We start from the raw sequence: 26194 nt of genomic DNA, 5'->3' as shown, positions 1-26194 counted from the left end.
AGACTTCAGAAAATTCTTCAGCTGACCACACGCGCGCTTCGCACGAATTTGCGGCTGCCGTAGCGTAAGCCTGTCGGAATATGCCTCGAAGGACCCGGTTAGGCGCAGTTTTGTGCGGTATTTGCTGCAATAGACTTTTGACAAAAGTGCCCCGAACGTGGTCAAGTCCGCGCGATTGTTGGGAAGAGAGCTAGCTCCGGCAAGGACCGGACAGTTTGGGAGAGAAACATGAATTATCGAACGAAGATCGTTGCGGCCGCCCTGTGCGGGACCGTCCTGTCCACACCGGCCTTCGCGCAGAACGCCGACCCAATGGATACCAGCGCCTCGACCGATGGTCAGATCGACGGCGAAAGCGAACTGCTCGGCGAAGATATGGACGTCATCATCGTGACGGCAACCAAGCGTGCGCAGGACGTGCAGCAGATCCCGCTGGCAGTGACCGCGGTCAGCCCGGCCCAGCTGGAACAGCAGGGCGTCGTGAACGTCCAGAACATCACCCAGGTTTCGCCGAGCTTCTCGACCTCGCAGGCGCAGAACTCTTCCGGCACTGTCGTGTTGCGTATCCGCGGTGTCGGTACGACATCGAACAACATCGGCTTCGAAAGCGCGGTCGGCATCTTCGTCGATGGCGCGTACCAGTCGCGCCCGGGTATTGCGCTCTCCGAATTCGTCGATGTGGAACGCGTCGAGGTCCTTCGCGGTCCGCAGGGCACGCTGTTCGGACGCAACACTTCTGCAGGTGCGCTCAACATCATCAACAAGCGTCCCGACCTGTTCGAATTCGGCGGTTTCGTGAATGCCACCTATGGCAATTACGACCAGCTGAGCGTGCAGGGCGCGGTCAACATGCCGATCGTACAGGACAAGGTCGCGGTTCGCCTGACCGGCGCCTGGCGCGAACGTGACGGCTTCATCACCGTCAACGACGGGGCCGGCAACTTCCTCGAAGACACCAACAGCGTCGACCAGTTCCTCGTCCGTGGCCAGCTTGGCTGGGAAACCGACAGCGGTTTCCGCGGCCGGATCATCGGCGACTATTCGGAATCGAGCGGCGATTGCTGCGGCGCCGTGGAAGTGTATCGGTCCCCGGTCGAGACTGGCGGTCTCTTCGGTATCGTAGGCCTCGGCCCGCGGGGCGGGATGTCGGCTCCGGTCGTCGCGACCAATCCTTTCGACCAGACGGCTGCCGAAGAAGCGACCGAGAACCAGATCGCATCGGCCGATTTCGAGCATATTGCCGAAACCGAACAATGGGGCATCCTCGGCGAGTTCGAGTATCCGCTGTCCGACAGCATCGACGCGGTCTACATCGGTTCTTATCGCAAGTACGAAAGTGACGAGGCTTACGATTCCGATTTCTCGGGCCTCGACGTCTTCAACATCCTTCCCGGTGGCGGCACCACCATCAAGACCATGACGCACGAGCTTCGCTTCCAGGGCGATGCCGGGCGCCTGCAATGGATGCTGGGCGGCTACTATTCGAACGAGAAGATCGACCAGACGGTCGTTGCCGGCCTCGGCGATGACTATGGCGAGCTTTCGGGCGCGCTGCTGGCCGGCGGCAGCGCGGCGATCACCCCGCCGCTCGGCATCTTCTATGCTGCTGCGGGCAACGGGCTTGCGCTCGATCCCGCCAACCCGCTCTCATTCCTGAGCGGCGGCGTCGATCCGGCCGGCACGACCAGCACCAACCTGTTCGAACAGGACAGCACCAGCTGGTCGATCTTCACGCACAACACGTTCGACGTGACCGACCGGCTCAGCCTGACGCTGGGCGCGCGCTGGTCCGATGAAAGCAAGGACGGCAGCTTCGACCAGCTGGCGGTCAACAACCCCACCTGCGCAGGCTTCCTTAATGGCGGCGTGACTCGTCTTGGCCAGGCAGTAGGCGCGGCCGGTGTTCCGGCGGCGGCGATCCCCGGCACGGTCGGCGCGCTGGCTCCGACAGCCTTTGTCCTGAGCTGCTTCCCCTTCGTGGCACCGGCGATCGGCTCGGACGCGATCCCGCTCCCGCTGCCGCGAGAATTCGCTGGCGAGTTCAAGGATGAAGAGCTGATCTACACGGTCAAGCTGGGCTACGATTTCGGTGCTGTGAATGCCTACGGCAGCTTTACGCACGGCTACAAGGCAGGTGGTTTCAACCTCGATTCCACAGCCGCAGTCGGCGGCGCAGACCCGCGCTTCGATTCCGAAGAAGTCGATGCCTATGAACTGGGCCTCAAGGGACGGTTCCTCGACGGGGACCTGACCACGAACATCGCTATCTTCTACCAGGAGTTCAGCGACTTCCAGGTGCTGGAATTCACCGGCGCTCAGTTCCAGACCTTCAACGTGCCCAAGGCACTGTCGAAGGGTATGGAATTCGAGGCGCAGATCCGCCCCGCGGCCGGGCTGACCGTCAATGCGGGTGTGACCTACACCGATGCGTCCTATCCGGACGATTGCGCAACCGATGCCGATCCGCTTCGTGTTCGCAACCTGTGCGGTGCTCCGCTGACGAATGCCCCGGAATTCGTGTCGATTGTCGGCACGACCTATCGCGGCGATATCGGCAACAGCCTGAGCTTCTTCCTCAACGGCCAGATCCGTGCGGAGAGCGATCGCCGTACTTCGACCCAGCCGAGCGAGGTTCCGACTACGGAAGCCCAGCTGGGTAACACCGCGCTCGCCCCGTTCGATTACCAGGACAGCAACGTCAAGATCAACCTGCGCGCCGGGATCGGCGGAGCTGACGAACGCTGGGGCATCGAGGGCTGGGTAACCAACCTCACCAACGAGGTCACGCGCGGCGTGACCTTCAACACGACCCTGCGCTCGGGTTCGCGGTCTGCATTCACGCAGGAACCGCGGATGTACGGCGTGACGGTCCGCGGCAAGTTCTGATCGCGGCCTAGTTCGAAGAATTGGGGGCGGCCTTCGGGTCGCCCCTTTTTCTTTGCGCGCTTACCCGAGTGCCTATTTGCGACGTCTCGGCCCGAGATAGCCGAACAGGTAGGCGGCTACCTTGCGCATCTGGATTTCCTCCGCGCCTTCGGTGATGCGGTAGCGGCGGTGATGGCGATAGATATGCTCGAACGGCTTGTGCCGTGAATAGCCGATGCCGCCATGCACCTGCATCGCGCGGTCGGCTGCTTCGCAGACCAGGCGGTTCGCCCAGTAATTGCACATGGACACCTTGTCGGAGATCGTCCGCTCGATCTCTTCGTGCGGCATATTGTCCATCTCCCAGGCGGTCTTGTAGATCAGCAGGCGCAGCATTTCGCATTGCGTTGCCAGCTCGACCAAGGGGAACTGGATCGCCTGGTTGCGCGCCAGTTCTTCGCCGAAGGGTTTGCGCTCCCGCGCGTATTTGACGCTCTCTTCGACGCAATAGGTCGCAGCGCCGAGGCTGCTCGCGGCCTGCCGGATGCGGTTCTGGTGGACGAAGCTCTGCGCCAGCGCGAGGCCGCGGCCTTCCGCGCCAAGGATCGCGCTATCGGGCACCCAGACATCGGTGAAGCTTAAGCGCGGATGGTCGGTGGGCATGTTGAAGGTCCACAGCCATTCCTCGATCTCCAGCCCCTCGGTCGGATTGGGGACGAGGAAGCAGGTGATCCCGCGCGCTGCGCCGTCTTCCCCGTCGGTGCGGGCAAAGAGCGCGCAATGGGTCGCCACATGCATGCCGGTGATCCACATCTTTTCGCCGTTGATCCGCCAGCCATCCACCCCGTCGCGCGTTTCGTGCACCGCGCGGGTTTCCATGTGGGTGGCATCCGAACCGTGGTCGGGCTCGGTCAGGCCGAAGGCGACGCGCCGCGTGCCCTCGAACCCGCCGAGAATGAACTCCTGCTTCTGCTCCTCGGTCCCGAAGGTCTCGAACATCGCCACGAACGGAAAATTCCCGACAATGCTGTGTTCGTTCTGAAGGTCGTTGTGCAGGCCGAGCCCGCGCTGCGCGAAACGGTCGCGGATGACTGCCATCCATAGGTTGGAGCCGTCCTTGCCGCCGTATTTCTTCGGCGCGGAGAAACGCCAGTGGCCGGCCTCGTCCGCCACCTTGCGAGCCTGGCGCAGCAGGTCTTCCCAATCGTGGTTCGGCAAGCCGCCGCGCTCCCAGTCGGTGCGCGCATTTTCGCGGCGGTGGTCGAAGAAGCGGATGTTATCCTCCCTTGCGACCAGCGGTTCGATTTCCGCCTCGATGAAGGAAACGAGTTCGGCGTAGTAGTCCTCGAGGTCCTGCGGAATGCTGAAATCCATCAATCGTCTCCGATCCATTGACGCCGCGCCACTGCCAGCGAGGGGTATTTGGGCACATCCGCCGAGACCTTCGCGAAGGCCATTTCGCGCAATTCGGCGAGCAGGCCGGGAGACGCGAGATCGATTTCGCCTTCCAGCAATGCCTGGGCAAGTTCGGCGTCCCCTTCGACCGGCATCAGCGCATCGTCCCGGGCGATCATGCCCAAAGCGTTGCGGGCAACCGCGAGCTGGAAGCGATCGTGTCCTTCCATGCGGTCCTTGATCGTCGCGAGCCATTCCGAGATCGCCGTCGCAATTTCACCGCTGGTCGCCTCTCCCTGCGCCTCGGGTGCTTCGGGCGCAGCGATCGAATGGCTACGCTCTTCCTCCGGCGCATCCTCTTCCAGCAACAGCAGGAGGTCCAGTTCCTGTTCGCTCGTGCGGCGCGAGATGACGACGCGTTCCAGCATGCGGTCTTCTCCGCTGCGCCAGTAACTTGCCATCTTGAGGCAGCCCAGCGCCCACCAGACGGTGCGATAGATTGTCCAGAAGCGGAAGCGTGCGGAGTCTACCGGTCTGCCGCCTGCCTCCTCGTAGGCCGCGAAGTAATCTTCAAGCGAGCCGAGGCCGAGTGCCGGTTTGTCATACCCCCCAAAACGCCACACGGCCATGCAGCCGAAGGCGAGGTCTTCGTGCCAGTCCCCGAAGTGCGCGAGCTCCCAATCGAGCACGCCTGTCAGGTGGCTATCTTCGGCAAGCAGGTTGCCAAGCCGGAAATCGCCATGATTGAGAACCGGTTCGACCGGGTCGGGCAGATTGTCCATCAGCCAGCGAAGACCCAAAGCGATAATCGGCCTGTCGCCGCCTGCCTCCTCGAATTGCTGGCGAAGGTTCGCCACCGCTTCGGCGTAATCCATGATGGGGACATCGGCGGGCAGGTCGTCCGCGCCCAGTGAATGGATGCGGGCGAGGTCCCTTGCCGCTTCGACGAGGATCTGGCGCGAGTTGGCCATCGACTGGATCGCGCGCGGATCGGGCGTTCCGGGCAATGCCTCCATGATGAAGCCGGAGCCGAGGCCGTCGCTTTCTTCCAGAACGCCGGCGATGCGCGGCGCAGTCACGCCCTTGCTTTGCGCCGTCTCGATGATCGCGGCTTCGCTTGCATGGCCGAATGGGCGCTCTGTCATGAACTCCATGCTCGGTGCGCGGCGCAGAACGTAATCGTTGCCACCTGCAGCGAAACGCCAGCTTTCCATCGTGGCTCCGCCGGTCAGCCGCTTTGCATCGCCGGGGCGGCCAAGGCCGATGCGCGCGCACGCTCGTTCAAGTCCAGTCTGCATGCTGCCCGCTTTTCCCCCTTGGTCCATACCGGATGCTTCTGCCTGATGACTGCCTTGCCCTCAAGGACGGTTTCGCGCGGTTGCGCCGCAGCCACCCTTTGGTAGAGGTGCAGCGTTAACGAAGCGGGATGAAGAGAAAGCGAATGACCGATCGCAGGACCATATGCGCTGCTCCAGCCGCGACCGGGCCGACACATTGATCTCTTTCAATGAAGCCAGCGCGATCCTGCGCGATGTGGCAAAGCCGCTGGAAGAGACGCAGGTCCCGATCGGGGATGCAGCCGGGCTTCGCCTTGCGCGTCCGGTCGAAGCAAAGATCGATGCGCCGCGTTTCGATGTTTCCGCGATGGATGGCTATGCGGTGCGCGATGCCGACCTGTCCGGCCCGATAACGGTTGCTGGTAAGTCCTATGCCGGATCGCAAACACTCCTCCGTATATCGGAAGGGCAGGCGGTTCGGATCTTCACTGGCGCGCCGGTACCCCAAGGTGCCGATCGCGTGCTGGTGCAGGAGATCGTCGAGGAGCGGGGCGACCGGCTGGAAATCGTCGGCGATTATGGCGAGGCGCGCCATATGCGCGCGCGTGGTTCGGATTTTCGCGAAGGCGAGACCTTGCTGGAGGCGGGGACTCGGCTTGGACCACGGCAACTGTTAGCGGCGGCCGCAGCCGATTCTGCCATGGTCTGGGCCTGGCGGGCGCCGCGGGTCGCCATTCTTGCCACCGGCGATGAACTGGTCGCGCCCGGCTCCGCGGAAGAGCGCCCCGGTGCCTTGCCCGACAGTATTACGCTGGCGCTGGCCGGGATGGCTCGAGCATACGGTGCGACAATAGTCGGAAGCGAGATCGCGCCCGACGATCCCGGCCAAATCGAGGCGCTGGCCGCGCAATTGCTGGCGCGTTGCGATGTCCTGGTCACGGTCGGTGGAGCGTCGGTGGGCGAACGCGATTTCGCCACCCGGTCGATAGCAGGCCTGGATTTTCGAACCCTCTTCGCAAAGGTTGCCATGCGGCCGGGCAAACCGGTCTGGTGCGCGCAAGGCGAGAATAGTGGCAGCTACGTTCTCGGCCTGCCCGGCAACCCCACCTCGGCGCTCGTAACCGCGCGGCTCTTTCTCGCCCCGCTAATGACCGCGCTTGCGGGGGGACGCTATGACGAGGTGCTGGCGTGGCGAGAACTGGAGCTGACAGGGGATTTGCCCGCCCCCGGCCCACGCGAGCACTTCGGTCGAGGCGCATTGCGGGACGGTAAGGCCCAGCCCTTCGCCAACCAGCAATCGGGGGCGCAGGCCTTGCTTGCCAAGGCCGACCTTTTGCTGCGTCAAACCGGAGGATCCGGTGGTCTTTCGGCAGGACAGTCCATTCAGGCGCTCGACTTCTGACCGGGCGTAGCTAATCTCCTGCCATGCATGATGCAGCGCCCCTGATCGACGGCTTCGGCCGGCGGATCGACTACGTGAGAATGTCGGTCACCGACCGGTGCAATCTGCGCTGCACTTATTGCATGGCAGAGGACATGCAGTTCCTTCCCCGGCGCGACTTGCTGACGCTGGAAGAGCTTGCCGGACTTGCGCGGCATCTCGTCGCCCGCGGCGTGAAGCGCATCCGGCTGACGGGTGGAGAGCCGCTGGTTAGGCGCGGCTTTGTCGACCTTGCAAAAGAGCTCGGCGCCCTTCGCGCGTCGGGCCTCGAAGAGCTCACCCTGACCACCAACGGCGTGCTCCTGTCCCAGATGGCCGAGCAGCTTTTCGGTGCCGGGATCGAGCGGATCAATGTGAGCCTCGATACGCTCGCCCCATCGCGCTTCGCCGCCATCACCCGGGGCGGAGACGTTGCGCGCGTGATCGAAGGGATCGATGCAGCGCGCGCGGCAGGCATCGCGGTGAAGGTCAACATGGTCGCGATGCGCGGTGTGAACGATACCGAATTCGTGTCCATGGCTCGTTGGTGCGGCGAGCGTGGCTGCGACCTGTCACTGATCGAGACCATGCCGCTCGGCGAGGTGGAGGGCGAACGGGCCGATACGTACCTGCCCCTCACGCAGGCGCGCGCGGCTCTGGAACGCGAGCTGACCCTGATGCCGACGACCTATCAGACCGGTGGGCCTTCGCGATATTTCAAGGTTGCCGGGACCGGGCGCCGGATCGGGTTCATCACGCCGCTGAGCGAGAACTTCTGCTCTTCCTGCAATCGCATCAGGATCGCGGCTACCGGCACGGTCTATGGCTGTCTCGGCCACGACCAGAAGGTCGAACTGCGCGACATCATGCGCGATGGCGGCGAAGGGGCGCTCGATGCAGCGATGGATGCCCTGCTGGCGGGCAAGCCCCGGCGGCACGACTTCGATATCGCTGCCGAAGCCCCTGCAACGGTCCGCCATATGAGCGTCACCGGAGGTTAGACGCAAAAAGCGTTGCAATTGCGAACCGTTTCGCCTTGTCTCCCGATCGAGAGAAATCGAGATTGTGGAGAGAGTAGAATGGCCGAACACGCCGCGCATGGACCGCTGACCGGACTGAAGGTTGTGGAGTTCCAAGGAATCGGCCCGGGACCCCACGTGGCGATGATGCTGGCGGATCTCGGCGCGGAAGTCGTGCGGATCGAGCGTCCGGGACACCAGCCGATGAACCCCGTCGTCGAACGGGCCCGCCACCGCGCGGCCGTCGACCTCAAGAGCGAGGAAGGCCAGCGGTTCGTCCATCAGGCTCTGAAGCATGCGGATGTGCTGGTCGAAGGCTTCCGACCCGGCGTGATGGAGCGGCTTGGCCTTGGCCCCGATGTGTTGCTCGAAGCCAATCCGCGTCTCGTCTATGCGCGCATGACCGGCTGGGGGCAGGACGGGCCGCTGGCGCAGGCTGCTGGGCACGACCTGAACTATATCGCCATCACCGGTGCGCTCGATTCCATCGGGGCGAAGGGCGAGCTGCCGATCCCGCCGCAGAACCTTGTGGGCGATTTCGGGGGCGGGTCGATGTATTGCGCCATGGGCATTCTCGCCGCCCTCTACGAACGCGAGCGCAGCGGCAGGGGACAGGTGGTCGATGCGGCAATCGTCGATGGCGTGACCAGCCTGATGAGCTTTTTCTACGGCCAGCCGCACAGCGCCCTGCGGACGACGACCCGCGGCGCGGGCCTGCTTGGCGGGGCGGCGCATTTCTATCGCTGCTATACCTGTGCCGATGGCAAGGAAGTCAGCGTCGGCGCTATCGAACCGCAATTCTATGCGGAACTGCTCCAGCGCGCCGACGCTCCCGAAGAACTGCGCGAAGGCCAGATGAACCCGGCGAACTGGGACGATTACACCGAAAAGCTCGCCGCCCTGTTCAAGACGAAGCCGCAGGCGGAGTGGATCGAACTGCTCGAAGGCACCGATGCCTGTTTCGCGCCGGTCGTTCCCTTGGACGAGGCGAAGGACCATCCGCACATGAAGGCCCGCGGCGCTTTCGTCGAACATGGCGGTCGCTCGCACACGGCGCCCGCTCCGCGCTTCGATCGCACGCCGGGCACGATCCGCGACAGTGCACAGGACGGCGAAGAGGTGGTGGCGCGCTGGTCGCAAGGGAGCTAATGGACCGCGCATAAGGAGAGAAATTCCCATGCGCGATTGCACCAAGTTCTACATCGACGGCCAATGGGTCGACCCGGTCACCGAAAACACGCAGCCGGTCGAGAACCCCGCGACGGAAGAGACCATCGGTCACATCAGTTTCGGCAGTGCTGCCGATGTCGACAAGGCGGTTAAGGCCGCACGCCGTGCGTTCGAGACATTCAGCCAGACTACGAAGGAAGAGCGTCTCACGCTGCTGCGCGCGATCCAGGCCGAAATCGCCAATCGCAAGGACGACCTTGCGCTCGCCGTTTCGGATGAAATGGGCGCGCCGATGAGCCTCGCCAACGGTCCGCACACCGGCCTGCTGGCAGGTCACTGCCAGACCGCGATCGAAGTGCTCGAGAAGTTCGAATTCGAACGCCAGGACGGCCCGACGCTGCACATCTGGGAGCCGATCGGCGTGGTCGGCATGATCACCCCGTGGAACTGGCCGCTAAACCAGATCGCCTGCAAGGTCTTTCCCGCGCTGGCGACCGGCAACACGATGATTTTGAAGCCTTCCGAGATCGCACCGTTCGATGCTTATATCTTTGCCGAGATCATGGATGCGGCAGGCGTGCCTGCCGGCGTGTTCAACCTCGTGAATGGCGATGGGCCGGGCGTGGGCGAAGCAATGAGCGGCCATCCCGACATCGACATGATCAGTTTCACCGGCTCGACCCGCGCGGGCGTCCTCATTGCCAAGAACGCCGCCGATACGGTCAAGCGCGTAGCGCAGGAACTGGGCGGGAAAAGCCCCAACATCATCCTCGACGACAGCGCCTTCACCCAGTCGGTCATGCGCGGCACCACCGCCATGATGGGCAATTCTGGCCAGACCTGCACGGCACCCAGCCGCATGCTCGTTCCGCACAAGCGCATGGAAGAAGCCAAGGCCGCCGCGAAGGAAGCCGCCGAGGGCGTGATCCCGGGTGATCCCAAGGGCAACGCCACCATCGGACCGGTGGTCTCCAAAGCGCAGTGGGACAAGATCCAGGGCCTCATCCAGAAAGGTATCGACGAAGGCGCGACGCTGGTCGCAGGCGGCCCCGGCAAGCCCGAGGGCCTCGAAACCGGACATTACGTCAAGCCCACCGTCTTCGCCGATGTCACCAACGACATGACCATCGCGCGCGAGGAAATCTTCGGGCCGGTCCTCGCGATGATCGGCTATGACGACTACGACGACGCGATCCGCATCTCGAACGACACCGAATACGGCCTCGCCAGCCACATCATGGGCGAGGATATCGAGACTGCGAAGAAGCTCGCCAAGCGCATCCGCGCCGGCCGTGTCGCGATCAACGGCGGCTACGACATGAACGCGGCCTTCGGTGGCTACAAGAAATCGGGCAATGGCCGCGAATGGGGCGAGTGGGGCTTCCACGACTTCCTCGAGGTCAAGGCCGTCATGGGGCACGGCTGATGGCGGGCAGGCACTTCGACGAATGGCAGGTGGGCGACAAGCTGACCCATGAAATCCGGCGCACGGTGACCGAGGCGGACAACCTCTTCTTCACCGTGATGACCCACAATCCGCAGCCGCTCCACCTCGACGTGGAAGCGGCCAGGGAAAGCGAATTCGGGCAGATCCTCGTCAACGGGACCTACACCTTCTCGTTGATGGTGGGCCTGAGTGTGGGCGACACCACGCTCGGCACGCTGGTGGCGAACCTCGGCTACGACAAGCTGGTGATGCCCAAGCCGGTCTTCATCGGCGACACGCTGCACGCCACCAGCGAGGTCATCGCCCTGCGTGAAAGCAAGTCGCGGCCCGACACCGGCATCGTCACCTTCCTGCACGAAGCGGTGAACCAGCGCGGCGAAGTGGTCTGCCGATGCGAGCGGTCTGCGCTGCTCAAAAAGAAACGCTGAAGCGTGCCTGCACCCCTTTTCGCCCTTCGCGCGTTGAGGGGCGAAGGGGAGCGCAATGACCGAAGATAAATCGCAGTCCGAACCCGATGGCGTCGAGAGCGTGCTCGGCGAACTCGACGACCTGACCACCAAGAACGACGAGGTCCGGGTGGGCGATGTGCTGGACGATTTCGGCGGGCGCAGCTTTGGCCCCTTCATCATGATCCCAGCCCTGCTTGAAATAACGCCGGTCGGCGGCATTCCCGGCGTGCCGAGCTTTCTTGCTGCAGTGATCGCGCTGATCGCGGTGCAGCTCCTGTTCGGCAAGGAGCATATCTGGATGCCGCAATGGCTCCAGAATCGCGCTGTCGAAAGCAAGAAGCTGCACAAGGGCATCGCCAAGCTTCGCGGGATCGCCCACTGGCTGGACGAACACAGTCACGGACGCCTCGAAGGCCTCACCGAAGGCGTATGGATCAAGATCGCGGCCGTGGTCATCCTGCTGCTGTGCGCAACGGTCCCCCCGCTGGAGGTGCTGCCTTTCGCCAGCAGCGCGCCCATGTTGGCGATCGCTGCCATTGGCCTGGCGCTGACGGTCCGCGACGGCGTGATCATGCTCGCGGCACTGGCGCTCGCCATCGCGGCGATCGGTGGCGGCACCTATTACTACTACACCTCGGATGACGAGGGTTCGGGCGGCGGCATGGCCATCGTCGAACCCGTTGCATATCGCATACCTGCTTGACGTAAACGCGATTGCTCCTGCACATTCCCTCGCGGATGAGGGGATGAGACATGGACTATCGTATCGGCGTGATTGCGGGCGCCCTGGTTCTGGCAGGTTGCGACCTTTTCGGCGGGGGCGGCGTTAGCGAAGAGCAGCGCGGTGACGGCACCGATACCATCGAACTGGCCGAGTTTCCCGACCGTCCATATTGGGGCGACACCCACCTTCACACCGACGTATCGGTCGACGCATTCGGCTTCGGCGTCCGGCTCGGCCCGGAAGACGCGCTGAAGTTCGCGCGCGGGGAAGAGGTCACTGCGACCACTGGCATGTCCGCACAGCTCGACCGGCCGCTCGATTTCCTCGTCATTGCCGACCACTCCGATGCGATGGGGGCGACCCGCAGGCTCTACGATGCGCCGCGCATGATGGTCCGCGATCCCACCCTGCGCCGCTGGCGCGACATGATGCACGAGAACCCCGACCAGTCGACCCGCGCGGTGGCGGAACTCATCACGGCTGCTGCAAACGACGAGATACCCGAGGCGCTGCGCGATCCGGAGCGTCAGGCCAAGGCGACGCGCGAATTGTGGGACCGACACCTGGGGCTGCTAGACCGCTATAACGAGCCGGGCACGTTCACTGCATTCGCGGGCTTCGAATGGACGCTGATGCCGGGCGGAAACAACCTCCACCGCGTCGTGATGTTTCGCGACGGCAGCGCCAAGACCGGGCAGGTTCTTCCCTATCCCGGGATCGACGGCGAGGTCACCGGCCTGTGGGATTACATGGATTCCTATGAACAGAGCACCGGCGGTAAGGTGCTGGCGATCCCGCACAATTCGAACCTTTCGAACGGGATGATGTTCGAATTTTCCGGACCCGACGGCGGACCGATGGACGCCGATTATGCCCGGCGCCGCGCGCGGCACGAACCGGTGGTCGAGGTGACGCAGATCAAGGGCGACAGCGAAACGCACCCCTTCCTGTCACCCAATGACGAATACGCCAGTTTCGGCGTGGCCGGGTGGGAGCTGGGCAACCTTCCGCTCACCGCCAAAAGCACACCGGACATGTTCGCTGGCAGCTATATACGCTCGGCCCTCTTGCGGGGCCTGACGCTGGAACAGCAGATGGGCGAGAACCCCTATGCCTTCGGCCTCATCGGATCGACCGACAGCCACACCTCGCTGGCCACGGCGGACGACGACCAGTTCTTCGGCAAGCACACCGGCAACGAGCCGCGCGCGGACCGCGCAATGGCGGCACAGAACCTTGGCACAAGGCAGGGCCGTTTCGGCTGGCACTATCTCGCCAGCGGCTATGCGGCAGCCTGGGCGCGCGGCAACACGCGGGCGGAAATCTTCGATGCCTTCATGCGGCGCGAAGTCTATGCGACGACCGGCCCGCGCATGGTCGTGCGCCTCTTCGCAGGCTTCGATTTCGGCGAAAGTGACTGGGAAGGCGACTGGGTGCGCGCAGGCTATTCGCGCGGCGTCCCCATGGGGGGCGACCTGGTGGACGACGGCAGGGCTCCGACCTTCCTTGTCAGCGCGCTGAAAGACCCCGACGGGGCCAATCTCGACCGGGTCCAGATCGTGAAGGGCTGGGTCGATGCGAATGGCGCGGAGCAGGAAAAGGTGTTCGACGTCGCGTGGAGCGCGAGGCCGATGGATGCCGCCTCAAATTCGCCCGTGCCACCGGTTGGCGATACGGTGAACCGGTCCGAGGCGACCTATGAAAATTCGATCGGCGCGGCTCAATTGCGCGCAACCTGGACCGATCCCGAATATCGGCGGGGCCAGCGCGCCTTCTACTATGTGCGCGTCCTCGAAATCCCGACGCCGAGCTGGGTCCTCTACGATGCGAAGCGCTTCGGCCTGACGCTCCCGAAGGAGGTCGTGGAGGCGAACGTTATCCAGCAGCGCGCCTATTCCTCGCCTGTCTGGCTGCGTCCCCGCAGGATCCCGGGCGATGCGCCGCCGATCATGCAATGATGCGCCGCCTGCTGCGCGATCCGCTCGCGCATTTCCTGGTGGCAGGGGCAGCTATATGGGCCGCGCTGTCCCTTGCGGATGAGCCGGTCGATCCGGCCGAACGGACCATCGCGCTCACGAAAGAGGAGCAGGCGAACCTCGCGCTTGGTTTCGAGCGCACAATGGGCCGTCCGCCCACCGATGCGGAACTCGATGCGCAGATCGAAAGCTGGGTGCGCGAAGAGGTGCTCTACCGCGAGGCGCTGCGCTTAGGGCTCGATGCGGGCGATCCGGTCGTGCGGCGGCGACTGTCGACCAAGATGGACGATCTGGCAGGAGCCGAAGTGGAAACCGCCCGTCCGAGCGAGGAGACGCTGGCGGCTTGGCTGCGCGAACATCCCGGCCGGTTCGGGGAAGGCGAGCGCTTTACCTTCTCGCAGACGTATTTTCGCAGCGAAGACGCACTTCGAGACGCGCTCGGCGGAGCGGGAGATGCAAGCGGCGACGCCATTTCGCTGCCCGAGCGGATGTCCGATGCGAGCTATGATGAAATCATGGCAGTCTTCGGATCGCAATTCGCCGCACAGATCGCCGGAATGCAGCAGACCTCCGGTGCGCAGGTGACGTCGGGCTACGGCTACCACCTCGTCGATCTCGAAAAGCGGGTAGAGGGACGGCAACGGCCACTGTCGGAAATCCGCGACAAGGTGGAGGCCGACTGGCGCAGTTCGACTGCTGCCGCGCGGCGCGCAAGGGCATTCGAGCTCCTGCGCGAAGCCTACCGGATCGAGGTCGAATGATCCGCTGGCTGCTGGCGCTCGCCGTCCTGCTCATCGCAAGTCCCGCCTTGGCGGACGAATTGCGGCCTGTCTCGATACAGCTGGAGCAGGTCGACGAGGCGCGCTGGAACCTCGGCTGGAGGCAACCGCTGGCCTCGCCGCAGGCTGACCGCACGGCGCGTCCGGACTTGCCGGAAGTCTGCGAGTTTTCGGGCGAGCCGGTGCTCGACAATTCCGCGCTCGCGGTGGTCGGTCGAGCGGACGTCACCTGCAAGGAGGATATCGCCGGGAGCCGCATTGGCTGGCCCGCCCTTTTCGGACAGGGAGACGCAATCCTGCGCGTTGCCCCTCTGGATCGACCCGTCCAGGTCTACCGCCTGACCGCGCAGGAACCCTATGCCGAGGTCGAGGCGCGGCCTTCGAGCTTGCAGGTGTGGCGCGGGTATTTCGTGATCGGGGTCGAACACATTTTGGCGGGATGGGACCATCTTCTCTTCGTGATCGCGCTAGTCCTCCTCGTCGGCCGGACATGGCCGGTCATAAAGGCGACCACCGCCTTCACCGTGGCGCACTCGATCACACTCGCGGCGACGACGCTGGGGGTCACCGGACTGCCGCAGCGTCCGGTCGAGGCCCTGATCGCACTGTCGATCGTGTTCCTCGCGGTCGAGATCGCGCGCGGCACGAAAGAGACGATCACGCGCCGCCTGCCGTGGGTGGTCGCCTTCGCTTTCGGCCTTCTCCACGGTTTCGGTTTTGCAGGAGCCCTGCGCGAGATAGGCTTGCCCGAGGGCGAGGTGCCGGCAGCGCTCGTAAGCTTCAACCTCGGCGTAGAGGCGGGGCAACTGCTCGTGATTGCGCTAGTCCTGTTGGTGCTGGCCGTGATCCGGCGCGTACGAGCAGGGGCGGAAGCGCCCGCATTGCGTATCGCGTCCTACGCCATCGGCATTACCGGGGCCTACTGGCTGGTGGACCGCGTGATCGGCTGAGTGTCGCCGCCGAGCGCCTGCCACAAAATGACCCGTGCGCGCTCCGCCCGTCCAAGGGCTGCAGCCGCGCGCTCGCCGCTGGCATCGGCCGCACGGCGCGCTTCCAGAACGGTCAGGAAATCGGCGAGGCCAGCGCGTTGCCGCACCTCGGCAAGCGAGGCGGCGCGTTGCAGGCTGGCCGCTTCTTGTGCGGCGGCTGCGGCTTCGCGGTCGGCGGCGGCGACGAGGCCATAGGCCCCTTCCGCATCGCCGAGGGCAGTGTAGACAGCACCCCGATAGGCTTCGAATGCAGCCCGCTTTTCGGCAGCGGCACCGTCGATCTCGGCCTCGATGCGCCCGAAATCGAGCAGCGGTGCGGCGACGGAGGCGGCGAGGCTGCCGATGATGGAATCGCTGTCGAACAGGTCGCCCGGACTGAAAGCGAGCAGGCCGATGGCGGCCGAGAGGTCGAAAACCGGGAAGCGGCGGCGGGCGGCCGCGGCCAGTTCCGCATCTTCCGCGGCGAGGGTTGCTGCGGCTGCTAGGACGTCGGGACGGTTGGCCAGCAGGGCGCTCGGCAAGGTGGCGGGGGCAGCTGGCAGGCCGCTTTCGCGAGGTGCCATGGCCAGGGCCGACCGCACCTGCGCGCCGCCCTGTGCGGTGAGGGTAACGAGGCGGCCGATCAGGCGGGCGCGCTCGCTTTCGAGCGCGGCGAGGCGGCTGCGCGAGGCGTCGGCTGCGCTTTCCGCTCTCACGCGATCGAAGCCGGGCGCGATGCCCGCATCTTCGCGGACCCTGGACAGGCGCGCCAGATCCTCGGCAGCGGCAAGGTCGTTCTCGATGGCGCTGGCCCTCGCATCGAGCGTGCGCCAGTCGATCACGCTGGCGGCGATTTCGGCGAGGAGTGCGTTGCGCACGCCGCGGGCGCTGGACGAGGCCGCGTCGATCCGGGCGAGCGCCGCGCGTTCCTGCGCGCGCAGGCGGCCGAAGATGTCCGGATCCCATCGAGCGGTGACATTGGCCGCATAGGACAGTTGTTCGGTGTCGAACGCTATGGCCGACGGCAGGTCGCCGCCGAATTGCGCGGGATTGCTGCGTCTTCCCTCGACGGTCGCATTCGCGCCCACGGAGGGCAGCCGGTTCGCGCCGCGCAGGTCTGCGCCTGCACGCGCCTGGTCGATCCGCGCCAGCGCTTCGCCCAGCGTGGGCGAACTGGCGAGGGCCTGCGCCGCCAGCGTGTCGTAGGCAGGATCGTCAGCCGGAAGCAGCGCGGCGAGGCCGGTCGCCGACGCGGCATCGGGAGCGAACAGGTATTCCGGCGGCAGGACCGGTGTGGGGGTGGCGATTTCGGGCGGCGGCCCGGCAACGCACCCGGCCAGCGCCAGCGCGCAGGTGGAGGCGAGTATCAGGCGCATCATTCGGCGCCCTTGGCCGGGATATAGGCATCGACCTGCTGACCCACGCGGAACAGCTTTTCGCTCGTCGATGCCGCCTCGGGCAATTCGTAGAGCACTTGCAAGACCCTCACGTCGACGCGCTCTGCGGCGGAATTGGTCAGCGAGCGCTTGGGCACCACCAGCGGTTCGGCGCGCACGAAGGTCGCCTCTACCTGCTGGTCGGATGCTCCGCGCGGGCTGACGGTCGCCACTGCGCCCATGTCGACGCGGGGTGCCTGCTCTTCGTCGATATCGATCCGGACATAGAGCGGCTGCGTCTGGCCCATCTCGATGAAAGGCTGCGATCCGCCGCCGCCCATGGTGCTGACATATTCACCCTTGCGGATGTTTACCGCCAGGATTTCGCCTGCGATGGGCGCGCGTACGGTCAGGCGACCGATTTCGGTCCGCGCGCTGGCGGCCCGTGCCTGGGCGGCCTGCAAGCGTGCCCGGGCAAGCGTCAGGCGCTGGGCAGCGGCGCTCGCTTCACCCTCGGCGCGGATGACTTCGGAACGGCTGACGGCGGCGGGATCATCGACATTGCGATAGAGCGCCAATTGCTGCGATGCCGTGGCGCGCGCATTCTCGGCCTCGGAAATCGCGGCGCGCGCTTCGCCAATGGCGGCTTCCGCTTCGCGCAGGGCAGAGCGGGCGGCGCGGTCGTCCACCGTGAACAGCGTCTGGCCTTCGCTCACGCGGTCGCCGGGCTGGACGAAGAGACCGGTGACGAGGCCCGACAAGGCCGAGCCGATCTGCACCACCTCGCTCGACGGTTCGACCACGCCCGATCCGGCAACGCGCGGCGCATCGGCCAGTTGTTCGGGCGCGCGGGGCGGCTCGTTCTCCGGCTCGGACAATTCGCGATCGGGTAGGCCCGAGACGATGAAGACAATGGCGAGCAGCAGCGCCAGGCCGGCGATGGCGGGCAGCACCTGCCGGGAAAAGCTGAGATTGCGGAGATTGAAAGCCATATCAGTGTTCCTCGGGCATTTCGGTGCCGTCATGGATGATCTTGCCGTCCTCGAGCACGAGGATGCGGTCGGCGAGGTCGAAAATGCGGTTGTCGTGGGTGACGATGATGCAGGCGCGGTCTTCGGCGACGGCCACTTCGCGCAACAGGTCCATCACCCGCCTGCCGGATGATGCGTCGAGCGCGGCGGTGGGTTCGTCGCACACCACAAGTCGCGGTTCGTGGACGAGCGCGCGGGCGATGGCGACGCGCTGCTGCTGCCCGCCGGAAAGCTGGTTCGGCAGCTTGTCGGCCTGGTCCGCGATGTTGAGCTTGGCCATCATCGCGACCGCGCGTTCGCGCGCTTTGTGACGGTCCATGCCCTGCGCAATCAGCGGCACGGCGGCATTGCTGGCCGCATCGATCGCGGGGATCAGATTGTACTGCTGGAAGATGAAGCCGATGTTGTTGAGGCGGAACTCGACCAGTTCGGTGTCGCTCAGCTCGTAAATGTCGGTTCCGAAGACCTTCACCTCGCCCTCGGTCGGCCAGAGGATGCCGCACATGATCGAGATCATGGTCGTTTTGCCCGAACCGCTTTCCCCGACGAGATAAGTCAGCTCGCCCGCGCGGATGTCGAGATCGATGCCGTGCAGGACGGTAATCGTCTGCTGACCGGCCTTGAAATCGCGCGTGACGCCGCGCGTGCAGATGGCGGGGGCCTCGCTCACCGGAACACCGCCGCAGGTTCGGTCTTGAGGACGTTGCGCAGCGCAAGCCAGCCGGTCAGCGCCAGGATCAGCGTTACCGCGACGAGGCTGATGATCGGTATCTGCCAAGGGATGTAGAAGCCCTTGAAGGTCGGGTTCGCGGAGAAGCTCCAGATGAAGGCCAGTGTGCCGAGGACGCCCAGACCATAGCCGACGAAACCGACCAGGGCGGCCTGCGCGGCCACCATTCTGCCAATCTTGCCATTGGTGACGCCGATCGCCTTCAGCGCCCCGAACTGCCTGATGTTGTCGCGGATGAAGAGGCTGAAGGTCAGACCGACGATGGCGACCCCGACGATGAAGCCAAGCGCGACCGTGATCCCGAAATTGAGCGGGATGCCGGTGTTCTCGATGATGAAATCGACCCCGTCGCGGGCGAATTCGTCCCGCGTCTGCGCTTTCAGTCCCGTCTCGCGCTCGATCTTTTCCGATAGCGCCTTGGCCTGCGAGGGGTCTTCCGCGCCGACCAGCACGAAGGACAGGCGGTTGCGCGTGCCGGGGACGTAATTCAGCGCCTGGCTGTATTTGGTATAGAGCACGACGGTGCTGGTGAAGCTGGGCGTCGCATCGGCGATGCCGCGGATCACGGCGCGCTGGTCGTTCAACTCCAGACGCTCCCCGATAGGGGATTGCCCGGGGAACATGCGGGTCATGCCGACGTCGTCGATAATCACGCTGTCGGGCTGGGAGAGAACATCGGGCGAGCCTTCGACCATGTTCTTGGGCAGGCCGATCAGCGTCGCGTCGTCCACGCCGATCACCGCCACGCCTTCGAGATCGCCGCTCTTGGTGCGCACGCTGGCCTGCGCGCGGATATGCGGCACGGCCCATTCGACGCCAGGGACGCCGCGCACCTTGTCGAGCGCGGTGGAGGGAAGGGCGTAGGACACGTCTGTCGTGCGGCTGACCGGGTCCATCACCCAGACATCGGCGCTGGAGACATTGTAGACGCCGCTCGCCCCGCGTTCGAGCAGGTTGACGAAGATCGTCAGCTGCTGGGTGATGAGGAGCGTAGAGAACGCGATGCCGAACACCAGCCCGTAGAACTTCTGGGCATCCCCGGTCAGCATTCTGATTGCGATCCAGATCACGGCGCTCGGTTGCCTTTGCTGTACGACTCGTCCATTAGTGAACGGAGGCGTTCAACTGAACGGGACCGTTCACTTTGTCAACTGCTGCTGAAAAGCGATCGATCGGAAGGCCGGCGGACCAGGCCAAGCGGGAAGCGATTCTCGCTGCGGCGGCCGATTCCTTTTTCCGCGTAGGTTTTGCAGCAACTTCGATCGAGCAGCTGGCCGCTGACGCCAGCGTGTCGAAAGTCACGATCTACAATCACTTCGGCGACAAGCAGGCGCTGTTCGCTGCCGCCGTGGACCGCGAATGTGCGGCAATGCGGTCCAGCCTGGAATTGAAATCGCTTCCGACAGGGACTTTGCGTCAGAGACTCACGGCTATCGCAGAGGCGATGGTCGCCTTCTTGTTGCGTGATGAAATGGTCCAGTTCGACCGGCGCATCGCCGCGGAAACCGAGCGTGATCCGACCATCGGCGAGGCATTCTTGGAGGCCGGCCCCTACCGTATGCGCACCGCCTTTGCGGGCCTGCTCGACACGATGGTCGCAAGCGGTGAACTGGCGATCGACGATACTGCGCTTGCGGTCGAACAGTTCGTTTCCATGTGCAAGGGTATGGGCGATCTGGAGCGCCGTTTCGGCCGTCCGACCGACGCAGAAGTGGAGCGCAGGCGCATCGATGGCGCCGTCGATGTCTTCTGCCGCGCCTATGCAGTCGAAGAGTGTGATCGGAAATAGGACGAATTGGCGAGCCGTCTAAACTTGCCATTCACCTGCGCGATCCTACATTCTGGTGAGATTGAAAGGAATGTCCGCTCATGCGCGATCAGAATCAGGACCAGCAGCCCGATCCCGAGGGCAACGGCCCTAACCCCTGGCTGAAGAGCCTGCTCGTCTGGGGCGGGGTGTTTCTCGGCCTCTTGCTGGTCGTTTCGATGTTCGGCAACTCCTCGGGTGGTGGCGGAACGCCGCTCCTCTATTCCGACTTCAAGGAACGCGTTGCCGCAGGCGATGTGAAGTCGGTCGAGATTTCCGACGAACAGATCACCGGCACGACCAAGGAAGGCGAAGCTTTCAGCACGGTCCCGGTAGGTAACGACACCTCGCTGCCGAAGCTGCTGGAGGACAATGGCGTCCAGTATTCGGGCAAGGAAGCGGGCAGCCAGAACATCCTGCTTTACGCGCTGATCAACATGCTTCCCTTCATCTTGATCCTGGGTATCGCGATCTTCGCGCTGCGCCAGGTGCAGAAGGGCGGCGGCGCTGGCGGCGCTATGGGCTTCGGCAAGTCCAAGGCCAAGATGCTCACCGAAAAGCAGGGCCGCGTGACTTTCGAAGATGTCGCCGGCATCGACGAAGCGCGCGAGGAACTGGAAGAGATCGTCGAGTTTCTTAAGGACCCGAGTCGCTTTTCCAAGCTTGGTGGCCAGATCCCCAAGGGCGCGCTGCTGGTCGGTTCGCCCGGTACCGGTAAGACGCTGCTCGCACGCGCCATCGCTGGCGAGGCGGGCGTGCCCTTTTTCACCATTTCCGGCTCCGATTTCGTCGAAATGTTCGTCGGCGTCGGTGCAAGCCGCGTGCGCGATATGTTCGAGCAGGCAAAAAAGAACGCGCCCTGCATCGTCTTCATCGACGAAATCGACGCGGTCGGCCGCAGCCGTGGCCATGGTCTCGGCAATTCGAACGACGAACGCGAGCAGACGTTGAACCAGCTGCTGGTCGAGATGGATGGCTTCGAAGCCAACGAAGGCATTATCATCATCGCGGCGACGAACCGTCCCGATGTGCTCGACCCTGCGCTGCTGCGTCCGGGCCGTTTCGACCGCCAGGTCGTGGTGCCGGTTCCCGATATCGACGGGCGCGAGAAGATCCTTGCCGTCCACATGCGCAAGCTCCCGCTGGCTCCCGATGTGAACCCGCGCACCATTGCGCGCGGTACTCCGGGCTTCTCCGGTGCCGACCTTGCGAACCTCTGCAACGAAGCAGCGCTGCTGGCCGCTCGCCGCAACAAGCGCCTCGTCGCCATGCAGGAATTCGAGGACGCGAAGGACAAGGTCATGATGGGCGCGGAACGCCGCTCCATGGTCATGACCGAAGACGAGAAGAAGATGACCGCCTATCATGAGGCAGGCCATGCGCTCGTCTCGATCAATGAACCGGCATCCGACCCGATCCACAAGGCAACGATCATCCCGCGCGGCCGTGCGCTGGGCATGGTGATGCGCCTGCCGGAACGCGACAATTACTCGTACCACCGCGACAAGATGCATGCGAACCTTGCCGTCGCGATGGGCGGCCGTGTGGCGGAAGAGATCATCTTCGGTCATGACAAGGTGTCGAGCGGCGCGAGCGGAGACATCCAGTACGCGACCGATCTCGCACGCAACATGGTCACCAAGTGGGGCATGAGCGACAAGCTCGGCCCGCTCCAGTACGAGCAGAGCCAGGAAGGCTATCTCGGCATGGGCCAGACGGCGCGGACCATGGGCGGCGCGGAAACCAACAAGCTGATCGACGCCGAGATCAAGGAACTGGTCGAGGGCGGTCTCAAGCGCGCTACCGAAGTGCTGACGCAGCAGGAGGACAAGCTCCACCTGCTCGCCCAGGCGCTGCTCGAATACGAAACCCTGACCGGTGAAGAGATCGACCAGCTGATGAAGGGCGGCAAGATCGACCGCCCCGACGCTCCGACCGGCGCGATCGCGGTCAAGCCGACCACCGGCAGCGCCGTGCCCAAGTCGGGCAAGAAGTTCGGCGGAGGCACCGCGCCGCAGGCGGGATAAGGACCCCGTTCGGCTGGCGTTCAGCGCCGCTAGGAAAATGCTCCGTTCCCGGACAATGGGAGCGGAGCTTTTTCATGTACAGGCAGATTCTCGGCGGCATTGCCGCACTTACATTCGCAACCTCCGCACAGGCCGGTCCGGCCGACGTGAACGCGCAGGCGTTCTATGTCGATGCGGTGGGATTAGTGGACAAGGGCATGGGCGCCCTGTTCGACAAGCGCACCAAGCCGCGTATGGCGCAGCTGAAGGCGGCAGGGCAATTGGCTCGGGATGAGAACGAGGCGGGAAAAGCCAAGGGCCAGCCGATCTATTGCGTGAGCGAGGCGGAGCGCAAGAAGGGCATCGATGCGAAAAAGGCTGTGAAGATCCTCGGCGCAGTACCCGAAAGCGATCGCCGCAACATGACGCTCGCACAGGCGTGGCGTGCCGGATTGATCCGCAAATATCCCTGCCGCTGAACCCGGCGCGGAAACGCGGAAGGGACATCGGGCGTTGTGATGGAATAGCCATCGAAATCACGAGGATGCCGCACATGAACCGTCTTGCCATTGCCAGCCTGTCCGCCCTTGCCCTTGCGGGCGCTTCTGCCTGTTCCGATCAGACTCAGGAGGATGCTGCGCGCACAGCCGAACTGGCCGGCGACGATATCGAAGCCAACGCCGCAGTCGTGGGTGAAGTGATCGAGGAAGGCGCGAAGCAAGCAGCCGGGGCAGTGAGCGAAGGCGCAGCCGATGTGGAGCGTCACATCGAGCAAGGCGACAAGGAAACGCCGGACACCGCTCCCATCCTGGGCGACGATCTCAACCAGGAGCAGGAAGATCCTGCCAGCTGAGGGGCCTCAGAACGCTCCGAGTACGAGGAGCAGCTGCAGGAACAGCGCCAGGATCACGACGATGAATACCGACATGAGCGCGAGCCGCCAGATCGCCGAGAAGCGCGAGAGGCCGTAAGTGCCTCTCAAGTGCTTGTAGATATGGATCGGCGGGATGAAGATGCTCGCCAACGCCACGATTTCGCTCGAGATGCCGCTTAGCCCCGCAATCGTGAGGCCGAGGGTCAGCAGCGTCATGAAGCTGAGCGAATAGGTGACGAAAATGGCGTGGTCATACGCCTTGAACTGCCGCTTCCACGCGAACATCAGCCACACGAAGGGTATGGACAGCGGGATCAGCAGCCAGCTGAACTTGTAGAAGTTCGTCTGCAATTTGTAGAGCATCAGCCCCGGGTTCTTGCGCCACTTCTTGATCGCACCGTCGATCCAGTCGATGCTGGTGCCGCTGACCCGCATGGTTGTGCCGTCGACCTCTTCGAGCGGGACCACCAATTCGCCATCCCGGATCAACTCGTCATTGGATCCGCCCTTGCGCAAGAACGGGACGTTCTCCTGCGCCTGACGTAGGGCCATCACCTGATCGGCGTATTCCTTCTGGCGTCGCTCGAGAACTTCCCTGCGCCCCGGATCGAGGTCGGGCTCGGCCAGTTCCCCTTCGGTATCCGCCAACAGCTTCTCCCGGCGGTCGAGCTCGGTGGACGTAAATTCGGCCAGCTCTTCGCTGTTGTCGCCGGGAATGTCGGTCGGCGCGCTGATCCCGGCCAGCTGGAACACGGCGAACATCAGGAAGATCGAAAACAGGAACAGCGCCATGGGCGACACGAAGCGCATGCGCTCCCCGTCGATATAGCGGCGGGTGAGTTCGCCCGGCTTGAAGAACAGCTTGGGCAGGGTGCGCCAGGTCTTGCCGTCGAAATGCAGCGCGCCGTGCATCAGGTCGTGGAGAAATGCCCCCATCGTGCGATGGAGATGCGCCTGCTGGCCGCAGGAATGGCAATGCGCCCCGATCAGTTCGGTCCCGCAATTGAGGCAGGCATTCTCCGCGAAATGGCCTTTTTCGAGAGGGGTGTTACCTGCGCGCTTCGCCCCGCCGCTCACGGCCTTGGCGAAGAGTCCCCCTTCGACAGCCGTACCCAAGCCTTCCCCGATATCGCTCAATCGATCCTCCTGTCGCAGGCGAATCTATGCGGGCTTTCCCTGCGCTGCAACGCAAAAGGCCGCCCCTGAGGACGGCCTTTTACCTGTTTTCCGAAACTGGAAAGGCGATCAGCCCTCGTAGTCGGCGCCGATCGAAGTCGAACGGGTCGGGGCCGAAGCGGTGATCCGCAGCGCCTCTGCCGACTGGCTGAGCGAACCGATTTCGTCCATCTCGTCGTCGTCGTCAGGGAGGATTTTCTGCAGGTTGGTAACCGCAGCTTCCTTGAGGTCCTTGGGCTTGACCGTCTGTTCGGCGATTTCGCGCAGGGCGACGACCGGGTTCTTGTCACGGTCGCGTTCAAGAGTGATTTCCGCACCGCCAGAGATTTCACGTGCGCGCTGGGCAGCCAGCAACACGAGATCGAAACGGTTGGGGATCTTGTCTACGCAGTCTTCGACGGTAACGCGCGCCATTGGGCACTCCGATATATTCTAGAGAATCCGGGAAAGAGGGCCAGATAGGTGCACAGGGGCAAAAGGTCAAGAATTTGCGCCTTTCTCGCCAGCCGCTAAGGCAGGGATGATGGGAGCAAGCGAAATGCAGGGCGAGGCCACTCAATTCCGCGATCCGGAGCCGTTCGAAATCGATGCGGCCGGACAGCACCTGGCGTTCTATCCGGCGGGTGCCGATCGCCGCGCCGCGCTGTTCGAGCTGGTCGAAAGCGCAAAAGAGAAGCTCGACGTGTGCTTCTATATCTTTGCCGAGGACACGGTCAGCACCGAATTTCGCGACAAGCTGGTCGCGGCGGCGAAGCGCGGGGTCGAAGTCACGCTAATCGTCGACCGGTTCGGGGCAGATGCTTCCGACCTGTTCCTGCGCCCGCTGATCGATGCCGGGGGCACGTTTCTCGTCTTCTCCGCCAAGAAAACGCGGCGCTATCTCATTCGCAACCACCAGAAGCTCGTCGTCGCCGACGGCAAACGGGCGATGTTCGGCGGCTTCAACATCGCCGACGACTATTTCGCGCCGCCGGAGGAAAACGGCTGGAACGACCTTGGCATCGTTATCGAAGGATCGGCGGTCGAGGGGCTTAACGACTGGTATGCCAAGCTGCGCTCATGGACCGAGCGCGAGGAGCAGCACGCTCGCGAAATCGCGCGCACCGTGCGCGACTGGGAATGGAAGGAGCCGAACGCCACCTGGCTTGTCGGCGGGCCGACGCGCGGACTGTCGAGCTGGGCGCGCTGCGTGTCGGACGACCTGGTGGAAGGCGAGCGGCTGGATATGTTCATGGCCTATTTCAGCCCGCCCAAGAAACTGCTCAAGCACATGGGCCGGATCGCGCAAAAGGGCGAGACGCGGCTGGTAATGGCTGGCAAGTCGGACAATGGCGCAACCATCGGGGCCAGCCGTTCGCTTTATGATTTCCTGCTGTCGAAGCGGGCCAAGATCTGGGAATTCGTGCCGTGCAAGCTGCACACCAAGCTGATCGTTCTTGACGATTCCGTATACATCGGCAGCGCCAATTTCGACATGCGCAGCCTCTACATCAATCTGGAGCTGGTGCTGAAGATCGACGATGCCGCGCTGGCCGACCGGATGCGGCAATTTGTCACCGATCACATCGCGGCATCGCAGCAGGTGACGATCCCGCTGCACAAGAAGCGCGCGACCTTGTGGAACCGTATCCGCTGGAACCTGAGCTGGCTGCTCGTCTCCGTGGTCGATTACACGGTGACGCGCCGCCTCAACCTCGGCATCTGA

The 26194-nt window shown here is 64.0% G+C and carries 23 protein-coding genes; 15 read left to right on the top strand and 8 right to left on the bottom strand.

The window, feature by feature from the left end:
* Positions 1-228: 228 nt before the first annotated feature.
* Positions 229-2886, top strand: a complete 2658-nt coding sequence (locus CVE41_RS05740) for a TonB-dependent receptor (protein ID WP_232725804.1) — start codon at positions 229-231, stop codon at positions 2884-2886.
* Between the two features lie 72 nt (positions 2887-2958).
* Here the strand turns inward: CVE41_RS05740 and CVE41_RS05735 are convergent, their stop codons facing one another.
* Positions 2959-4239, bottom strand: a complete 1281-nt coding sequence (locus CVE41_RS05735) for an acyl-CoA dehydrogenase family protein (RefSeq protein WP_100259797.1) — start codon at positions 4237-4239, stop codon at positions 2959-2961.
* Positions 4239-5558, bottom strand: coding sequence for a phosphotransferase family protein (locus tag CVE41_RS05730; protein ID WP_232725803.1), 1320 nt, complete (start codon positions 5556-5558; stop codon positions 4239-4241). Before CVE41_RS05730 ends, CVE41_RS05735 begins: the two co-directional genes overlap by 1 nt.
* Positions 5559-5721: 163 nt before the next feature.
* Between CVE41_RS05730 and CVE41_RS05725 the strand changes: the two genes are divergently transcribed.
* The 9 genes from CVE41_RS05725 (at position 5722) to CVE41_RS05685 (ending at position 15471) form a co-directional block, all read left to right on the top strand.
* Positions 5722-6939 (top strand): molybdopterin molybdotransferase MoeA, encoded by a 1218-nt coding sequence (locus CVE41_RS05725; RefSeq protein WP_100259795.1) that lies wholly within the window; start codon positions 5722-5724, stop codon positions 6937-6939.
* A 23-nt stretch (positions 6940-6962) separates the two neighbouring features.
* Positions 6963-7958: a GTP 3',8-cyclase MoaA gene (gene moaA, locus CVE41_RS05720; protein ID WP_100259794.1), complete on the top strand. Its 996-nt coding sequence runs from the start codon at positions 6963-6965 to the stop codon at positions 7956-7958.
* Positions 7959-8036: 78 nt separating this feature from the next.
* On the top strand, positions 8037-9125 hold the full coding sequence (locus tag CVE41_RS05715; RefSeq protein WP_100259793.1) for a CaiB/BaiF CoA transferase family protein: 1089 nt from the start codon (positions 8037-8039) through the stop codon (positions 9123-9125).
* A gap of 28 nt (positions 9126-9153) precedes the next feature.
* The gene (locus tag CVE41_RS05710; RefSeq protein ID WP_100259792.1) at positions 9154-10572 is read left to right on the top strand and encodes an aldehyde dehydrogenase family protein; all 1419 of its coding nucleotides are present in this window, start codon (positions 9154-9156) and stop codon (positions 10570-10572) included.
* A complete protein-coding gene (locus tag CVE41_RS05705; protein ID WP_100259791.1) occupies positions 10572-11021 on the top strand; it encodes a MaoC family dehydratase in 450 nt (149 codons plus the stop codon). The genes CVE41_RS05710 and CVE41_RS05705 overlap by 1 nt, the downstream gene beginning before the upstream one ends.
* A 55-nt stretch (positions 11022-11076) precedes the next feature.
* The gene (locus CVE41_RS05700) at positions 11077-11745 is read left to right on the top strand and encodes an exopolysaccharide biosynthesis protein (RefSeq protein ID WP_100259790.1); all 669 of its coding nucleotides are present in this window, start codon (positions 11077-11079) and stop codon (positions 11743-11745) included.
* Positions 11746-11795: 50 nt separating this feature from the next.
* Positions 11796-13724 (top strand): DUF3604 domain-containing protein, encoded by a 1929-nt coding sequence (locus CVE41_RS05695; RefSeq protein WP_100259789.1) that lies wholly within the window; start codon positions 11796-11798, stop codon positions 13722-13724.
* On the top strand, positions 13721-14503 hold the full coding sequence (locus CVE41_RS05690) for a peptidyl-prolyl cis-trans isomerase (protein ID WP_157799419.1): 783 nt from the start codon (positions 13721-13723) through the stop codon (positions 14501-14503). Before CVE41_RS05695 ends, CVE41_RS05690 begins: the two co-directional genes overlap by 4 nt.
* The gene (locus CVE41_RS05685) at positions 14500-15471 is read left to right on the top strand and encodes a HupE/UreJ family protein (protein WP_100259787.1); all 972 of its coding nucleotides are present in this window, start codon (positions 14500-14502) and stop codon (positions 15469-15471) included. The genes CVE41_RS05690 and CVE41_RS05685 overlap by 4 nt, the downstream gene beginning before the upstream one ends.
* Here CVE41_RS05685 and CVE41_RS05680 read toward each other — a convergent pair.
* Genes CVE41_RS05680 through CVE41_RS05665 form a run of 4 tightly spaced genes read right to left on the bottom strand, consistent with a single transcriptional unit; the run spans position 15441 to position 19696 of the window.
* Positions 15441-16868 (bottom strand): efflux transporter outer membrane subunit, encoded by a 1428-nt coding sequence (locus tag CVE41_RS05680; protein WP_100259786.1) that lies wholly within the window; start codon positions 16866-16868, stop codon positions 15441-15443. The two genes, CVE41_RS05685 and CVE41_RS05680, sit on opposite strands and share 31 nt — an antisense overlap.
* On the bottom strand, positions 16865-17857 hold the full coding sequence (locus tag CVE41_RS05675; protein ID WP_100259785.1) for an efflux RND transporter periplasmic adaptor subunit: 993 nt from the start codon (positions 17855-17857) through the stop codon (positions 16865-16867). The genes CVE41_RS05680 and CVE41_RS05675 overlap by 4 nt, the downstream gene beginning before the upstream one ends.
* A 1-nt stretch (position 17858) precedes the next feature.
* Positions 17859-18566, bottom strand: coding sequence for an ABC transporter ATP-binding protein (locus CVE41_RS05670; protein ID WP_100259784.1), 708 nt, complete (start codon positions 18564-18566; stop codon positions 17859-17861).
* On the bottom strand, positions 18563-19696 hold the full coding sequence (locus CVE41_RS05665) for an ABC transporter permease (RefSeq protein WP_100259783.1): 1134 nt from the start codon (positions 19694-19696) through the stop codon (positions 18563-18565). The genes CVE41_RS05670 and CVE41_RS05665 overlap by 4 nt, the downstream gene beginning before the upstream one ends.
* A 74-nt stretch (positions 19697-19770) precedes the next feature.
* On the opposite strand from CVE41_RS05665, the gene CVE41_RS05660 reads away from it, so the two are divergent.
* The 4 genes from CVE41_RS05660 to CVE41_RS05645 all read left to right on the top strand — a co-directional run bounded on the left by CVE41_RS05660 (position 19771) and on the right by CVE41_RS05645 (position 23292).
* Positions 19771-20415 carry a TetR/AcrR family transcriptional regulator gene (locus tag CVE41_RS05660; protein ID WP_100259782.1) on the top strand — a complete coding sequence of 215 codons (645 nt, stop codon included), beginning with the start codon at positions 19771-19773 and terminating at the stop codon, positions 20413-20415.
* 80 nt (positions 20416-20495) lie between these two features.
* Complete coding sequence (gene ftsH, locus CVE41_RS05655) at positions 20496-22460, top strand: ATP-dependent zinc metalloprotease FtsH (protein ID WP_100259781.1); 1965 nt, start codon at positions 20496-20498, stop codon at positions 22458-22460.
* A gap of 74 nt (positions 22461-22534) precedes the next feature.
* On the top strand, positions 22535-22918 hold the full coding sequence (locus tag CVE41_RS05650) for a hypothetical protein (protein ID WP_100259780.1): 384 nt from the start codon (positions 22535-22537) through the stop codon (positions 22916-22918).
* Positions 22919-22992: 74 nt separating this feature from the next.
* Positions 22993-23292: a hypothetical protein gene (locus tag CVE41_RS05645; protein ID WP_157799418.1), complete on the top strand. Its 300-nt coding sequence runs from the start codon at positions 22993-22995 to the stop codon at positions 23290-23292.
* Between the two features lie 6 nt (positions 23293-23298).
* On the opposite strand, the gene CVE41_RS05640 is transcribed toward CVE41_RS05645, so the two are convergent.
* The gene (locus tag CVE41_RS05640; protein WP_100259778.1) at positions 23299-24450 is read right to left on the bottom strand and encodes a DUF3667 domain-containing protein; all 1152 of its coding nucleotides are present in this window, start codon (positions 24448-24450) and stop codon (positions 23299-23301) included.
* A gap of 108 nt (positions 24451-24558) precedes the next feature.
* Positions 24559-24903, bottom strand: coding sequence for a DNA-directed RNA polymerase subunit omega (gene rpoZ / locus CVE41_RS05635; protein ID WP_100259777.1), 345 nt, complete (start codon positions 24901-24903; stop codon positions 24559-24561).
* Between the two features lie 106 nt (positions 24904-25009).
* On the opposite strand from rpoZ, the gene CVE41_RS05630 reads away from it, so the two are divergent.
* Positions 25010-26194, top strand: coding sequence for a phospholipase D-like domain-containing protein (locus tag CVE41_RS05630; protein ID WP_100259776.1), 1185 nt, complete (start codon positions 25010-25012; stop codon positions 26192-26194).

This window comes from Qipengyuania seohaensis (assembly GCF_002795865.1).
GTDB lineage: Bacteria > Pseudomonadota > Alphaproteobacteria > Sphingomonadales > Sphingomonadaceae > Qipengyuania > Qipengyuania seohaensis.
Note: the sequence above shows the minus strand (reverse complement) of the source record. Positions and strands in the feature narration are given on the sequence as shown.

Bases quoted from the DNA above. Each gene is read 5' to 3' on its own strand.
- CVE41_RS05740 (WP_232725804.1), top strand. From the start codon at position 229: ATGAATTATCGAACGAAGATCGTTGCGGCCGCCCTGTGCGGGACCGTC.
- CVE41_RS05735 (WP_100259797.1), bottom strand. From the start codon at position 4,239: ATGGATTTCAGCATTCCGCAGGACCTCGAGGACTACTACGCCGAACTC.
- CVE41_RS05730 (WP_232725803.1), bottom strand. From the start codon at position 5,558: ATGCAGACTGGACTTGAACGAGCGTGCGCGCGCATCGGCCTTGGCCGC.
- CVE41_RS05725 (WP_100259795.1), top strand. From the start codon at position 5,722: ATGCGCTGCTCCAGCCGCGACCGGGCCGACACATTGATCTCTTTCAAT.
- moaA (WP_100259794.1), top strand. From the start codon at position 6,963: ATGCATGATGCAGCGCCCCTGATCGACGGCTTCGGCCGGCGGATCGAC.
- CVE41_RS05715 (WP_100259793.1), top strand. From the start codon at position 8,037: ATGGCCGAACACGCCGCGCATGGACCGCTGACCGGACTGAAGGTTGTG.
- CVE41_RS05710 (WP_100259792.1), top strand. From the start codon at position 9,154: ATGCGCGATTGCACCAAGTTCTACATCGACGGCCAATGGGTCGACCCG.
- CVE41_RS05705 (WP_100259791.1), top strand. From the start codon at position 10,572: ATGGCGGGCAGGCACTTCGACGAATGGCAGGTGGGCGACAAGCTGACC.
- CVE41_RS05700 (WP_100259790.1), top strand. From the start codon at position 11,077: ATGACCGAAGATAAATCGCAGTCCGAACCCGATGGCGTCGAGAGCGTG.
- CVE41_RS05695 (WP_100259789.1), top strand. From the start codon at position 11,796: ATGGACTATCGTATCGGCGTGATTGCGGGCGCCCTGGTTCTGGCAGGT.
- CVE41_RS05690 (WP_157799419.1), top strand. From the start codon at position 13,721: ATGATGCGCCGCCTGCTGCGCGATCCGCTCGCGCATTTCCTGGTGGCA.
- CVE41_RS05685 (WP_100259787.1), top strand. From the start codon at position 14,500: ATGATCCGCTGGCTGCTGGCGCTCGCCGTCCTGCTCATCGCAAGTCCC.
- CVE41_RS05680 (WP_100259786.1), bottom strand. From the start codon at position 16,868: ATGATGCGCCTGATACTCGCCTCCACCTGCGCGCTGGCGCTGGCCGGG.
- CVE41_RS05675 (WP_100259785.1), bottom strand. From the start codon at position 17,857: ATGGCTTTCAATCTCCGCAATCTCAGCTTTTCCCGGCAGGTGCTGCCC.
- ftsH (WP_100259781.1), top strand. From the start codon at position 20,496: ATGCGCGATCAGAATCAGGACCAGCAGCCCGATCCCGAGGGCAACGGC.
- CVE41_RS05650 (WP_100259780.1), top strand. From the start codon at position 22,535: ATGTACAGGCAGATTCTCGGCGGCATTGCCGCACTTACATTCGCAACC.
- CVE41_RS05645 (WP_157799418.1), top strand. From the start codon at position 22,993: ATGAACCGTCTTGCCATTGCCAGCCTGTCCGCCCTTGCCCTTGCGGGC.
- rpoZ (WP_100259777.1), bottom strand. From the start codon at position 24,903: ATGGCGCGCGTTACCGTCGAAGACTGCGTAGACAAGATCCCCAACCGT.
- CVE41_RS05630 (WP_100259776.1), top strand. From the start codon at position 25,010: ATGATGGGAGCAAGCGAAATGCAGGGCGAGGCCACTCAATTCCGCGAT.